Genomic DNA, 13343 nt, shown 5'->3' on the forward strand with positions numbered 1-13343 from the left:
CCAGTTACCAGTTTATAGGATGCGGGTTCATTGGATCATTATGTTCAAGTTACTTGATTATGAGCGCCGGTCGAGTCGGAAGCTGATTGCAGTCAACAACGCGGCAAGCAAAGCGACAAGTCCGCCGACGAGCGCCGTATTCATCATCGGTCCGCTCGCGTAAACGAGTCCACCGAGCGCGGAGCCGAAAGCGATCCCGACGTTACTTGCGACCGGCATCAAGGACGCAGCGAGTCCTTTTGCTTCCGGGTTGAACTTTTCCGCCAAGTCAATCAGATAGATTTGTGTCGATGTCGTCAATAAAATCGACATCAGTGACATCAAAGCGATATTGATCAGTCCGAGCGTGACGGATGACGTCGTGACATATAAGGCCGCCAAGACGAACGCTTGCACGACGAACACAAACCGTAACCGACCGATCGGATTATGACTGGCGATTTTCCCGGCCAGAATGTTACTGAAAATCGAGACGACGCCGTACGCGAGGAGGATTGGACTGATCCAGGCCCGCGGCAGCTCGAGTTCAAGTTCGAGGATCGGCACGAGGTACGTGTAGACGACATAGGTCGCACCAAATCCGAACGACGGGATGAAGAAAGCAATCATGATACGTGGGTTCGCGAGCAGGCGCAGTTGATCCTTAACGGAACTTGACGCCGTCGCCTGTTGCCGCGGGACGACTTTGAAAACGGCGAAAAAAGCAATCAGTCCGAGGGCTGTCGTCAGCCAAAACGTCGCTTCAAAACCGGCATGTTGCCCGATGAACGTGCCGATCGGGACGCCGAAGACGTTCGCGAGCGTGAAGCCGCCGAAGATGAACGACACGGCGACACCGCGTTTCGCGACCGGGACACTGTCACTCGCGACGACCATCGCAAGCGAAATCAAGACACCGGTCAGGACGGCCGTGACGATCCGTGTTGCGAGCAGTAGCGAGTAGGTGTCGGCGATGCTGCTGCAAAAGTTCAAGACGACCCAAACAAAGATCAGGCTGAGCATCAATTTGCGACGTTCGAAGCGTCCCGTGATCGACATCGTGAACGGTGTCCCGATCGCGAAGGCAATCGCAAAGGCGGAGACGAGTGCGCCGGCTTTCGCAATCGTAATTCCGAGGGCCGAAGCGATTTCTGATAAAATCCCGACAATGACGAATTCGCTTGTGCCTAAGACGAACGTCAGTAAGGAGAGGGTGGCGATTAAAAGCCAGTCCGTTTTACTTAAACGGGTAGTAGATGACATATCAATTCCTCAATTCTAGCGCTAAGCAGCGCGAAACTATCGTTTTTCAGAATAGCATGATTCGTGTGTCAGGTGAACGGGAATCGGATGGAAACGGAAAAGAAGAATTATTTTGAATAGCATGTCAATTTTCTTCAGGTGAGACTACGCTATAATGAAGGAGAGCGAAGCGAACCGAACTAAAAATCGAAAGGTAGTGAGAAAAATGCAAGCGACAATTACATGGAATCACAAGATGGGCTTTAGTGGAGTGACGGAGTCCGGACACCAACTGGCAATGGATGCAGCACCTGAAAATAACGGGGAGAACGGAGCACCACGACCAACTGAATTGTTGTTACACGCCGTCGCCGGCTGTACGGGAATGGACATCGTCTCCATTTTAGAAAAAATGCGTTTACCGTTAACCTCGTTTGAGATGGACATTGAGGGAGAACGGGCGACGGAACACCCGCGCCGCTTTACGACGATTTCGATTCATTATCGTCTCGAAGGCGACTTACCGGACGATAAAGTCCGCCGGGCCGTGTCGTTATCAAAAGATAAATACTGTTCTGTCTCGAAATCACTGAATGCTGAAATTGAAGTCTATTATTCAATCAATGGCGTCCGAAACGAGGAACCGCTTTGAAACCGATTTACCTGCTTTTAACGGCTTGCTTTTTGACGGCATGCGCGAGTGAACCAGCAACAGAACCGAAGACGAAACCGGAACCGAAGACGAGTCAGCAACAGCCGGCAGCCGACGAACCGACGGCTGCCGAACAGGCGGAGCAAGACATCAAACGTCAGCTCGCCAAACTCTCGACTGCTGAAAAGGTCGATCAATTGCTGTATATCGGGATCAGCGGGACGACGTTATCGGACGCGGACCGAAGTCTGTTAAACAATCACGCGATAGGCGGTGTCCTGTTACTCGGAGGCAATATCACGTCAGACGCCCAGCTGAAAACCTTGACGGCAGCAATCAAGGACGCACAAGCCGCCGAACCGCTCGCGTTCCTCGGTTTCGATGAAGAAGGAGGACGGGTCAGCCGTGTCCCGGATCAAACGTTTCATTTACCTCCGAGTTTGACGCTCGGTCAGAAAAACGATCCGGCATTGATGCAAAAGACCGGACAGGCATTTGGTGCGATGTCACGGTTTTATGGATTCAATATGGATTTTGCCCCGGTTCTTGATGTCAACAGCAATCCGGCGAACCCGATCATCGGGGACCGGGCACTGAGCGCTGAGCCGGATGATGTCGCCCGGCTCGGTGTCCCGTTAATGCAGGGAATCAAGTCGGAAGATGTCGTGCCGGTCATCAAACATTTTCCCGGACACGGGGATACGACCGTCGATTCGCATGTCGGCTTACCGACCGTGACGAAGACGAAAGCGCAACTCGAGCAACTGGAACTCGTCCCGTTCAAAGCGGCAATCGATGCCGGAGCGGAAATGGTGATGGTCGCACACATTTTATTCCCGGCGCTCGACCCAGACAATCCGTCGTCGTTATCAGAGCCGGTCATGCAACAACTGTTGCGTGACGAGTTGAAGTTCGATGGCGTCATCGTGACGGACGACCTCGTAATGGGTGCGATCACGAAACAATATGGTCTCGCCCAAGCTTCGCGTCTCGCCCTCGAACGTGGTGCCGACATGGCGATGTTCTCGCAAGCCGGTGCTTACACGGATGTTCATGCGGCAATTATGCAGGGGATCAAGGACAAGTCACTATCACGGGCTGACCTCGACGCGAAAGTGACACGTGTCTTACGTCTGAAACAAACGTATGATTTAGCAGACACGAAGCTGATTCCAACGCGTGAACAATTGACGGAACAGGTCAAAACGGTCACGGATTGGCTGAACTGACAAGTCAGACTAGAAATCAAGCGAGCGGTCATGGTAGACTACGAATGAACCAACCAACACTAAATAGTTCTACACTAGGGGAGTCTCGCAGCAGACTGAGACGGAAATATCCGGACCCTTTGAACCTGATCTAGTTCGTACTAGCGGAGGGAAGTGGCTTCTGATTATCATCCTGTCTCAGGTCTTACCTGGACATTTTTCGGACCACTCCATCATGTTCATGGGGTGGTCCTTTTTGTGTAGCAAGGAGGAGAAGGTATGCGTCCGAAGTTACATATTGTGACGACCGGGACAAAAGAGCTGACACATCTTCTAGAAGTCTTGCCGGCTGTTGTGCCTTATGTCGACATGATTCATATCCGGGAACCGGGTTGGTCGGCGGACCGACTCGTCCAATTGATCGAGGAGCTAGTATGCGCCGGTGTTCCACGTGAAAAACTAATCGTCCATGACCGGCTCGATGTCGCCCTCGTGACGAAGTCAAGTGTCCAGTTGACATCGCGCAGTATTCCCGTCGCTGTCGTGCGGCGTCAATTCAGCGAGCTACAAATCGGCCGATCAATCCACTCCTTGACGGAAGCGCTTGAGACGGACAGCGACTTCGTCATGTATGGTCATGTCTTTGCGACGGCGTCAAAACAGGACGTCGCCCCGCGCGGACTAGCGGCACTCGCGCAAATCGTCACGTTTTCAAAAGTCCCCGTCATCGCGATTGGCGGGATTCAGCCGGAGAATGTCGCGGGTGTCCTCGCGACCGGAGTTGCTGGCATCGCTGTGATGTCAGGGATTCTCGGTCAGGCAAATCCGGTCGAAGCAGTCCAGTCGTATCGCGAGGTGATTGATCAATGAAAGCAAAAGAGACGTTAATCGTCGGCGCAGGCGTAATCGGTTTGACACTCGCCTACGAATTGCTCAAACGAGGACAACCGGTACGCGTGCTTGAGCAAAATCGTTCCAGTGAAGGAGCGACGCGGGCAGCAGCCGGCATGCTTGCGACGGATCATGAACTGATTCCTGCCTTACATCAACTGGCAGCAGCGAGTCGACAGCTTTATCCCGACCTCGTCCGTGAGCTGTTTAATGAGACCGGCATTGATAGTGGCTATAAAGAAAACCCGTTTCGACTGATCCGTGCAGACGGGGACATCCGGTTCGCTTCAGTCGGTCAAATCGATCCCGTCCAGTTGACGCGTTCGCTCCGTCACGCGATTAAAGCCCGCGGAGGTGTGATTGAAGAACAGACAATGGTCACGGGACTGCTCCGGGCAGGGGCGACCGTCGTCGGCGTTGCGACAAGTAACGGTAAGCGCGAAGCCGGGAACGTCGTGGTCGCAAGCGGTCGGGGATCAGAAGCGTTACTCGCGACGAGTGGTGTCGAGATCGCGACGGTACCGGTCAAAGGCGAATGCCTCGCCGTCCGGCTTACGGGACATGTCTTGACCGAGACGTTGTTTAGCGACGACGTGTACCTCGTTCCGAAGTTTGACGGACGGATCATCATCGGGGCGACGGAACGGATCGGTGACGAGACGACAGGGGTCAGCGTCAGCGGGATTGAACATCTCCTGCAGGCGGCGGCGCGACTGTTCCCGGCAATCAGAGAAGCGGAAATCGTGGACATCTGGTCCGGGATTCGTCCACAAACAGCGGACGGATTGCCTTATCTCGGGCAGGTCCCGGGAGTCGGGCACCTATTCGTCGCGACCGGGCATCATCGGCACGGGATATTACTCGCCCCGATCACGGCGTCCGTCCTGGCAGACGAGGTAACGGGAATCACGCCGAAATATGAGCTTCGTCCGTTTTCATTACATGAATCGAGGAGGAACACGAATGCAACTCACCATTAATGGTCAACCGTATACGCTTGACGGATCGATTTCGACAATCGACGGATTGATTCATCATCTCAATTTGACGGAAAAAATGGTCATCATCGAACAGAATCGACAGATTGTCGAGCGGACAGCATACCAAAACACACCCATTCAAACAGGCGATTCTTTTGAAATCGTTCACTTCGTAGGAGGCGGTTAATCATGTTAACGATTGGTCAAACGACATTTCAGTCGCGGTTATTACTCGGAACGGGCAAATACCCCGACGTGACGACACAGCAGCAAGCAGTCGAGGCATCAGGAGCAGACATCCTGACCTTTTCCGTTCGCCGGATGGATATCTTTGAAGCGAGTCAACCGAACTTTTTAGAGGCGCTTGATTTGAGTCAGTATCATTTATTACCGAACACGGCGGGGGCGAAGACAGCGGAAGAAGCGGTTCGGCTGGCAAAACTCGCCCGCGCGTCCGGACTGTGCGACATGGTCAAAGTTGAAGTCATCGGCTGTGATAAAACGCTGTTACCGGACCCAATCGAAACGTTGCGGGCATCGGAAGAATTATTAAAAGAAGGATTCACCGTCTTACCGTATACGTCAGACGATCTGTTGTTGGCACGAAGACTGGAAGAACTCGGGTGTCACGCCATCATGCCTGCCGCGTCCCCAATCGGATCCGGACAAGGAATCCTTAATCCACTGGCCTTAAGCTTCATCATCGAACAGATGACGGTCCCAGTCATCGTCGATGCAGGAATCGGTTCACCGACCGATGTCGCCTACGCAATGGAACTCGGTGCAGACGCCGTCTTACTTAATTCGGCCGTCGCCCATGCGAAAGACCCGGTCAAGATGGCGCGAGCGATGAAGCTTGCCGTCGAAGCGGGACGACTTGGCTTTGAAGCGGGACGGATCGAAAAGAAACGGTACGCGACGGCGAGTAGTCCCGAGACAGGGATGAGTCGATGACGGATCGTTATTCACGGCAAACCCGGTTTCGGCCGATCGGTCAGGCGGGACAAGATGAGCTGACAAAAAAACATGTTCTCATCATCGGCATGGGCGCACTCGGAACGGCAAGTGCCGAACAACTCGTCCGTGCCGGAATCGGCAAGCTGACGATCGTCGACCGTGATTACGTCGAGTGGAGCAATCTCCAGCGGCAGCACCTTTACACGGAGGACGATGCCGCGCAGCATGTCCCGAAAGCGATCGCGGCGGAGCGCCGCTTAAATGCCATCAATCAGGAAGTCGAGATTATAGCCCACGTCACCGATGTCACGCGTTACGAATTACCGCAATTGATTCCTGGTGTCGATTTGATTCTTGACGCAACCGATCACTTCGATATCCGGATGCTGATCAATGATGTGGCGGCGCAACACAAGATTCCGTGGATTTACGGCGGCTGCGTCGGGAGTTACGGCATGACCTATACGGTCCTCCCGGACGAGACCCCGTGCCTGCATTGTTTGCTCGAACATTTACCACGCGGGCAAGCGACGTGCGAGACGGCGGGTGTGATTGGTCCGGCGATTCAACTCGTCGCCGCGTATCAAGTCGCGGAAGCCTTGAAGCTCCTCGTCGGTGCGACGGACGCGCTACGGCAGGAATTGCTCGCGTTCGACGTCTGGACGAATGAACAGAGCCGCATCAATGTCGCGTCTTTGAAGAAGGCATCATGCCCGTCCTGCGGCGAGAACCGGACCTATCCGTATTTGACGCACATGCCGGTGCAGTTTACAACATTGTGTGGACGTGACGCCGTCCAGGTCCGTGGAGATGAGGCGCGTGACTTAGAACGTCTTGAACAGAATCTGAGCCCGGTCGTCAGTATCGTCGCGAAAAATCCGTACTTGCTCAGTTTTAAGACGGAGACGCATCGATTCGTCGCCTTTCGTGACGGACGCGTCCTGATTCATGGGGAACAGGAACTCGTCCGTGCAAAACAGCTCTATCACGCCTTTTTTGGTTAAAAAGTCACAAAAAAATCAAACTAACATTCAAAATATATGTTTTAGATGTTTTGAAAAGAGGTAAATAAGACTTCAAGACACAAAATGGCGTTTTAGGTAGACTGAAAGCGAAGAGGAGTGATTAGGATGAAACAAGAATTCGATAAAGTGGTCCAATCATCGGACCAGACGAAGCGGACAGAACAGACAGCTGAACCGGTTCAGCAGGCGAATTGGAATCCAGATCGGTACCGGACGAACTTAAATCCGTTCTATCTGTCACCTTGTAGCGTCGAACGACGGGAAGATGTTGAAGCACATGCGAATCATCTGATCGAAGTTGAACCAGACGCGTCCCCTCTTGCCCAAATTTTCGAACAACAACAAACAGCCCATATACCGAACAAACATCAGAGCTCAAAATTCACGACAGGAATTGTAGTCGGTGCTATCATCGGAGGATCCGTCTCCATCATCACTTCTGTCAAGCGGTTGCGGCACAAACATTAAGGAAATGAATGCATGGAATGTAAAGGATAGTAAGGTCCGGTCGCGTCCGGTCTTTACTGTCTTTTTTTTGATTATAGACGCATGCCGGATCGAAGCCTATGCGCGGACGAGAGTCGTCATTGCCGTTTCAGACGTGTTAAACTGGACTTAATATATTAGTAAAGTGAGGGTGAGGAAACATGAAATGGATTCATACAGCGGATTGGCATTTAGGAAAAATCGTCCACGGCGAATCGATGATTGACAATCAACGCGCCGCGCTCGAAGCATTTTTAGCATTACTCGACCGGGAACGTCCGGACGCGGTGGTCATTGCGGGCGACTTATATGATCGCGCCGTCCCACCGACCGAGGCGGTCGAACTGCTCGATGCGACACTCGCGGACATCGTCCTCGACCGCGGGATTCCGGTCATCGCGATCAGCGGTAACCACGATTCGGCGGAACGGCTCAGTTTCGCGACGACCCTTCTCGAACGGTCAGGTCTACATCTCGCCGGTAAATTAACACCGGTGATTGAGCCGATCGAGATTAAAGGCGTCAAGTTTTATCCGGTCCCGTTCGCAGATCCGGCGATCGTCCGTTACGTCTATCAGGACGACACGATTCGGAATCATGACGAAGCGATGCGAAAAATCATCGAACCCTTAACGATTACAGGACCAAGCGTCCTCGTCGGTCATGCCTTCGTCATCGGTGGACTCGAGACCGACTCGGAGCGTCAACTGTCGGTCGGGACGGCAGGGCAAATCAGTGCCAGTACGTTTGCGCCGTTCACTTATACGGCACTCGGTCACCTACATAACCCGCTCGCGATCCGTTCCGAGACGATCCGGTACAGTGGATCACTTTTAAAGTATTCCTTTTCGGAAGCGAGTCACGTCAAAGGCGTCGATATCCTGACGCTCAATGACGCAGGAACGTTTGAACGTCGCTTTGAGCCGATTGCCCCGCGGCGTGATTTACGGGAGTTGACGGGAACGCTCGCCGAACTGATGGATCCGACGTTCGTCGCGACACAATCGACGGACGACTACATCAAAATCAACTTGACGGATGCGGAAGCGTTGATTGATCCGATGGGTAAGCTGAAAAAAGTTTTTCCGAACATCCTGCATCTCGAGCGGACCGGTTTTACTAGGGAGAGCACACGCTCCGTCCAAGCATCGCGCGACCAGGTCAAGACGGCGACGCTAACCGATTTATTCAGTGAGTTTTATGAAGCAGTCCGGGAAAAACGACCGACGGATGCGATGCAGACCGTCCTAGAGGAGGAAGCGACATGCGGCCAGAACGATTGACCTTACGGGCGTTCGGCCCGTTCGCAGAAGAACAGACGATTGATTTCACGGCACTCGCCGGACGGACGATGTTCGTCATTTCCGGTAATACGGGAGCCGGCAAAACGACGATTTTTGATGCCTTGACGTTTGCCCTTTACGGGGAGACGTCAGGCGGCGAACGGGAGATGACGGATTTACGGAGTCATTTCGCGCGCCCTGATGTCAAAACGGAAGTCGAACTGGAATTTTTACTGAAAGGTGAACGCTATCGTGTGATTCGCCAACCGAGCCAACCACATCCCGTCAACAAAACGGACTATGCGCACGAGGCAGAACTGGCACGGTTCGACGGGATGGCGTGGCAACCGCTCGCCGTCAAAATCCCCGAAGTCAAGCAACGGGTTCAAAGTCTCTTGCAGCTCGACCATAAACAGTTTTCGCAAATTTTGCTGTTGCCGCAAAATAAATTCCGGGAGCTGTTGATGGCGGAGTCAAAAGACAAACTGCAAATCCTGAAGCAACTGTTCAAGACGGAGCAGTACGGTGAGTTCCAGCAACGCTTGCACCGGAAAGCACTCGATCTTGCTGCAGCAATCAAAGAGACAAAAACGAAACAGCTCGCAAAACTGGAGGAATTGCCGTTAGAAGTTGATTGGGTCAATCAAAATGAGACGACGATCCGGAGCGTGACGGATGAATTGTTAGCGTCGCTCGATGAAACGATCACTGCCGCCAAAACAGTCGAACAGCAGGTGCGTCAAGACGTCAATCAGGTTAGCGAACGCTTCCGCCAGGCGGAACAACTCGAACATGCCTTCGTCGAACATGAACGGCTGTCGCGACTCGAGCAAGAACTCGCCGTGACGTTACCCGACATCACGCGACAAGCGAACCGGTATGAGATTGCGACACGTGCCGCGGCCATCACGGGACGATACGATGCCTTCTTGTCAGAGCAGCAGACGGTCGTCCGCCTGGAGACGGCGCAAACGCAATTGACGTCAGAACTGACGACGTTGCAAGGACGTCTTGACCAAATCACCGGTCAAGCGGAACAGTTAGCGAGTCGCGAACAAGAAATTCGTGACGGGGCCCGACGGATCGACCAAATCGAGACGGAATTGAAGCAACTGCGCGAACAGGAACACCTGCAACAAAAACAAAAAAGTTTAGCGGAGGACGTCGCACGCCTGAACCCGCAAGCATTACTGACAGAGCGTGAGACCAAACGTGCGGAACGGACCCGCATCCAAGCAGAACTCGCGGCACTGGCTGACGTCTCGGACACGCAACTGACGTTGCAGGAACGGCGCTTCAGCCTTCAGACTCTCGAACAAAAGCGGCTCGAGTGGCAACGGAGTGAAACGGAACGGCAACAATTGATTGAACGCGGGACCCGTGTCCGGAAAGAAAAAGATGAAGCGGAAGCGGCCTATGCGGAAGGGCGGCGAAAAGAACGGATGCAACTCGCGTCCGAGCTTGCTGAACATCTGCACGACGGGGAAGCGTGTCCCGTTTGCGGGAGCCGTGAGCACCCGGAACCAGCGGTGAAGACACAACTGGATGACGTCGAAGTGTTGCATCAGCTGTATTTAAAAGCGCAGACGGCCCACCAGGAATTACAGGCGACGTACCGGACAATCGTCGAACGGAAACGACAACTCGAGCACGATATCGCAACACTCGGGCAAGAACAGACGCTGCCGACGGAACTCGATCTGATTCGGACGGAAATCAACCGCCTCGTCGCAGCAGAAGCAGAACAAAAACAGCAACAAGATAAAAAACGTCAGCTCGAACAACGCTTGCGGACGCTCGAAACAGAACTTGAGACACTGACGAGTCAAATCGATCAGCAGCTCGCGGCACAAGGGAAACTCGAACTTGAGCTTGCCCGACTTGATGCATTGCTGACGAAAGCAGGCGAGCCGTCAGCGTCGAAAGGGGTTCTCGAACAGGAACAACAGACATTGCAGGCGAAACAGACACAATATGAAACCGACCGGGCGACGGTCGATCAACAAAAAAATCAACTCAATCGGGAAGTCGCAGAACGACAGGGACGCCTTCAACACATTACCGAAGAGGCGACGACACATGTTGCAGCGCGGACGCAAGCGAAGGCTGACTTGGAACAGGCCCTGTCGGAAGAGCATTTTGAGACGTTAGAACAATTCGAACAGGCGCGATTGTCCCGGCAGGAGATGCAACAACTCGCAGCGCTGCTTGAAGCGGATCGTGTCAAGCGCCAGGAAGTCGCGACAGGACTCGAACGCTTGAAACAACAAATCAATGCCGCGGCACGTCCGGATCTCGCGCATTTACGGACGCTTGTCGAAACAGCGGAAGGACGCTTGGCGGAAGCGACAGACCAACGTGTCGGTGCCGAGAAGGAACACATCCATGTCAAACAGCTGATCGATGCCTGGGTGACGCTCCAACAAACGATTGAAGCCGAGGACGCCCGGTACGGGATCATCGGGGAGCTGGCACGGGTTGGAGTCGGTGAAAATGCGCAACGGATGACGTTCGAAACCTACGTCCAGACGGCGTACTTCGATGAGATTCTCCAGGCGGCGAACCGCCATTTGACGGAGATGACGTCAGGTCGCTTCCAGCTCGAGCGGAAGACGGAAGCCGGTAAAGGCTTGAAGAAGTATGGCCTCGACCTGAATGTTTTTGATGCTTATACGTCACAGACACGGCATGTCAAAACATTGTCCGGGGGCGAAAGCTTTAAAGCGTCGCTTGCGCTCGCGCTTGGTCTGTCGGAAGTCGTCCAAGAAGCGAGTGGCGGCGTTTCCCTTGAAACGATGTTCATCGATGAAGGATTCGGGACACTCGACCCCGAGTCGCTCGAACAAGCGATCGAGACGTTACTGTCGATTCAAGCGAGCGGACGGATGGTCGGGATCATCAGCCACGTCCAGGAGCTGAAGTCACGGGTCGATGCTAAAATTGAAGTCACGCAAGGAAAAACAGGCTCGACGATACAGCTTGTCGTTGAATAAGGAGTGAGACGGATGGAAGTCAATCAAATGGTAACGAAGTCGGATTTAATCCGCGACCTGAAACAGCTCGGGGTCGAACCAGGGATGAAAGTGTTCGTGCACAGTGCGATGAAACAGATCGGCTGGGTTCCGGGCGGGGCGCAAGCGGTCATCGAAGCTGTCCAGGAAGTCGTCACCGAGACGGGCTTGATCATGATGGCGACACAAAGTACCGATAACTCGGACCCGAAAAACTGGAGTCGTCCTGCCGTACCGGAGGAATGGTGGGAGACGGTCCGTCAAGAAATGCCGGCGTATGATAAACGGAAGACGCCGACGCGGAGCGTCGGCAAAGTGCCGGAATTGTTCCGGACATTTCCGGATGTCGAGCGCAGCGACCACCCGATGTGGTCGGTCGCAGCCTGGGGGAAAGATGCGGCCGAGTTCGTCGCGGACCACACGTTCGAGAACGGATTCGGTCCCGGCTCACCGATTGAACGGTTCATCGAGGCGGACGGTCAGATTCTGCATATCGGCTCACCGTGGGATGCGACGACGGTCTGGCATTATGCCGAGTATGGGATTGAGCGTCCGGACATCGAGAGCGGGTGTAAAATCAAGCGAGGCGATGACGAAGTATTCGTTCACTATTGGCACCGCTTGATTGATAGTGACCCATTCGGTCCGATTGGCGAAGGGTTCACGGACGAATCGTTCGTGACGAGCGGAAAAATCGGTCGTGCGACGTCGCACCTCGTCTCCGCCAAGGAATCGATTCCCGTCGTCATGTTCCAGCTGAGTGCTTTAAATAGCTGGTTAAGCTGAAACTTTTTCGGGAACGATTCGTAATAAGACACAGAGAAATTAAAAGGAGTGAACGCAAGATGGCATCACGATTTAAAGTTAACCCAGCGCTGCGCCGAGGTTTTGAGACGGCACGGGCTGGCGAACGGTCGATGACGAAAAGTGGGACGATGAGTAAGATTTTCTTAATGCTCGCCCTCGTCACGGCAGCAGCCGGAGGAACATGGTTCTTTTTAGCCGCGAATCCGCAATTTTTATTCCCGGCTTTGATTGGCGGGATTGTTCTTGGACTGATCCTTGCTCTCGTCATCACCTTTAAACCGGCTACGGCACCTGTTCTTTCACCGGTCTATGCGCTGGTCGAAGGGGTCGCAGTCGGTGCGATTTCCTTAATGTTCGAAAGCATGTACCCAGGCATCGTCGGAAAAGCCGTCGTCGCGACGTTCGTCGTCTCGTTCGCGATGTGGTTCGTCTATACGACCGGGATGATTAAAGTGACACAACGGTTCCGTTCCGCTGTCACGGCAGCGATCCTCTCGATTCTCGTCTTGTACGGTGTCAATTTCCTGCTCGCCTTGTTCGGTGTCGACCTCCCGTTCATGACAGGCAGCTCGCCGCTCGCGATCGGGATTCAGTTTGTCATCGTCATCGTCGCCTCGCTGTCACTCGTGATGGACTTCGACTTCATCTCGCGTCAAGTCGAGGCACGGGCACCGAAGTCGATGGAATGGGTCGCCGCGTTCGGTTTGATCGTGACGATCATCTGGCTGTACATCGAGTTACTCGATTTATTGTATCGTTTAGCCGCGCGTGACTAAAACCTGTTTAACACATCGTTTCCGTTTTAACGGAGACGGTTTTTTT

The 13343-nt window shown here is 53.6% G+C and carries 13 protein-coding genes and 1 riboswitch; of the genes, 12 read left to right on the plus strand and 1 reads right to left on the minus strand.

What is annotated here, in order from left to right:
• Positions 1 to 57: 57 nt before the first annotated feature.
• Positions 58 to 1242 carry an MFS transporter gene (locus tag A0126_RS05950; RefSeq protein ID WP_088836832.1) on the minus strand — a complete coding sequence of 395 codons (1185 nt, stop codon included), beginning with the start codon at positions 1240 to 1242 and terminating at the stop codon, positions 58 to 60.
• Positions 1243 to 1447: 205 nt separating this feature from the next.
• Here A0126_RS05950 and A0126_RS05955 point away from each other — a divergent pair, with 205 nt between their 5' ends.
• The 12 genes from A0126_RS05955 to A0126_RS06010 all read left to right on the plus strand — a co-directional run bounded on the left by A0126_RS05955 (position 1448) and on the right by A0126_RS06010 (position 13297).
• A complete protein-coding gene (locus A0126_RS05955) occupies positions 1448 to 1873 on the plus strand; it encodes an OsmC family protein (protein ID WP_088836833.1) in 426 nt (141 codons plus the stop codon).
• Positions 1870 to 3102, plus strand: a complete 1233-nt coding sequence (gene nagZ, locus A0126_RS05960; protein ID WP_088836834.1) for a beta-N-acetylhexosaminidase — start codon at positions 1870 to 1872, stop codon at positions 3100 to 3102. The genes A0126_RS05955 and nagZ overlap by 4 nt, the downstream gene beginning before the upstream one ends.
• A gap of 66 nt (positions 3103 to 3168) precedes the next feature.
• Positions 3169 to 3271: riboswitch (TPP riboswitch) on the plus strand.
• An 89-nt stretch (positions 3272 to 3360) separates the two neighbouring features.
• Positions 3361 to 3951 carry a thiamine phosphate synthase gene (locus A0126_RS05965; protein WP_088836835.1) on the plus strand — a complete coding sequence of 197 codons (591 nt, stop codon included), beginning with the start codon at positions 3361 to 3363 and terminating at the stop codon, positions 3949 to 3951.
• Positions 3948 to 4952, plus strand: coding sequence for an NAD(P)/FAD-dependent oxidoreductase (locus A0126_RS05970; protein WP_088836836.1), 1005 nt, complete (start codon positions 3948 to 3950; stop codon positions 4950 to 4952). Before A0126_RS05965 ends, A0126_RS05970 begins: the two co-directional genes overlap by 4 nt.
• Entirely contained in the window at positions 4936 to 5139 is a 204-nt protein-coding gene (thiS, locus tag A0126_RS05975; protein ID WP_029333431.1) for a sulfur carrier protein ThiS, read from the plus strand. Before A0126_RS05970 ends, thiS begins: the two co-directional genes overlap by 17 nt.
• Before the next feature lie 2 nt (positions 5140 to 5141).
• Positions 5142 to 5906 (plus strand): thiazole synthase, encoded by a 765-nt coding sequence (locus tag A0126_RS05980; RefSeq protein WP_088836837.1) that lies wholly within the window; start codon positions 5142 to 5144, stop codon positions 5904 to 5906.
• Entirely contained in the window at positions 5903 to 6913 is a 1011-nt protein-coding gene (locus A0126_RS05985; protein ID WP_088836838.1) for a ThiF family adenylyltransferase, read from the plus strand. The genes A0126_RS05980 and A0126_RS05985 overlap by 4 nt, the downstream gene beginning before the upstream one ends.
• A 126-nt stretch (positions 6914 to 7039) precedes the next feature.
• Positions 7040 to 7402, plus strand: coding sequence for a hypothetical protein (locus tag A0126_RS05990; RefSeq protein WP_088836839.1), 363 nt, complete (start codon positions 7040 to 7042; stop codon positions 7400 to 7402).
• A gap of 179 nt (positions 7403 to 7581) precedes the next feature.
• Positions 7582 to 8703 (plus strand): exonuclease SbcCD subunit D, encoded by a 1122-nt coding sequence (locus tag A0126_RS05995; RefSeq protein WP_088836840.1) that lies wholly within the window; start codon positions 7582 to 7584, stop codon positions 8701 to 8703.
• Positions 8685 to 11696: an AAA family ATPase gene (locus A0126_RS06000; protein ID WP_088836841.1), complete on the plus strand. Its 3012-nt coding sequence runs from the start codon at positions 8685 to 8687 to the stop codon at positions 11694 to 11696. Before A0126_RS05995 ends, A0126_RS06000 begins: the two co-directional genes overlap by 19 nt.
• A gap of 12 nt (positions 11697 to 11708) precedes the next feature.
• On the plus strand, positions 11709 to 12500 hold the full coding sequence (locus A0126_RS06005; protein WP_088836842.1) for an AAC(3) family N-acetyltransferase: 792 nt from the start codon (positions 11709 to 11711) through the stop codon (positions 12498 to 12500).
• A 59-nt stretch (positions 12501 to 12559) separates the two neighbouring features.
• Complete coding sequence (locus A0126_RS06010; RefSeq protein WP_088836843.1) at positions 12560 to 13297, plus strand: Bax inhibitor-1/YccA family protein; 738 nt, start codon at positions 12560 to 12562, stop codon at positions 13295 to 13297.
• The last annotated feature ends 46 nt before the right edge of the window (positions 13298 to 13343 follow it).

It is taken from the genome of Exiguobacterium sp. N4-1P, from assembly GCF_002214325.1.

What these genes read in the sequence shown, in the direction of transcription:
- A0126_RS05980 (WP_088836837.1), top strand. Translation starts at nt 5,142, where the DNA reads ATGTTAACGATTGGTCAAACGACATTTCAGTCGCGGTTATTACTCGGA.
- A0126_RS05950 (WP_088836832.1), bottom strand. Translation starts at nt 1,242, where the DNA reads ATGTCATCTACTACCCGTTTAAGTAAAACGGACTGGCTTTTAATCGCC.
- A0126_RS05965 (WP_088836835.1), top strand. Translation starts at nt 3,361, where the DNA reads ATGCGTCCGAAGTTACATATTGTGACGACCGGGACAAAAGAGCTGACA.
- A0126_RS05970 (WP_088836836.1), top strand. Translation starts at nt 3,948, where the DNA reads ATGAAAGCAAAAGAGACGTTAATCGTCGGCGCAGGCGTAATCGGTTTG.
- A0126_RS05995 (WP_088836840.1), top strand. Translation starts at nt 7,582, where the DNA reads ATGAAATGGATTCATACAGCGGATTGGCATTTAGGAAAAATCGTCCAC.
- thiS (WP_029333431.1), top strand. Translation starts at nt 4,936, where the DNA reads ATGCAACTCACCATTAATGGTCAACCGTATACGCTTGACGGATCGATT.
- A0126_RS05985 (WP_088836838.1), top strand. Translation starts at nt 5,903, where the DNA reads ATGACGGATCGTTATTCACGGCAAACCCGGTTTCGGCCGATCGGTCAG.
- A0126_RS06000 (WP_088836841.1), top strand. Translation starts at nt 8,685, where the DNA reads ATGCGGCCAGAACGATTGACCTTACGGGCGTTCGGCCCGTTCGCAGAA.
- A0126_RS05990 (WP_088836839.1), top strand. Translation starts at nt 7,040, where the DNA reads ATGAAACAAGAATTCGATAAAGTGGTCCAATCATCGGACCAGACGAAG.
- A0126_RS05955 (WP_088836833.1), top strand. Translation starts at nt 1,448, where the DNA reads ATGCAAGCGACAATTACATGGAATCACAAGATGGGCTTTAGTGGAGTG.
- A0126_RS06010 (WP_088836843.1), top strand. Translation starts at nt 12,560, where the DNA reads ATGGCATCACGATTTAAAGTTAACCCAGCGCTGCGCCGAGGTTTTGAG.
- A0126_RS06005 (WP_088836842.1), top strand. Translation starts at nt 11,709, where the DNA reads ATGGAAGTCAATCAAATGGTAACGAAGTCGGATTTAATCCGCGACCTG.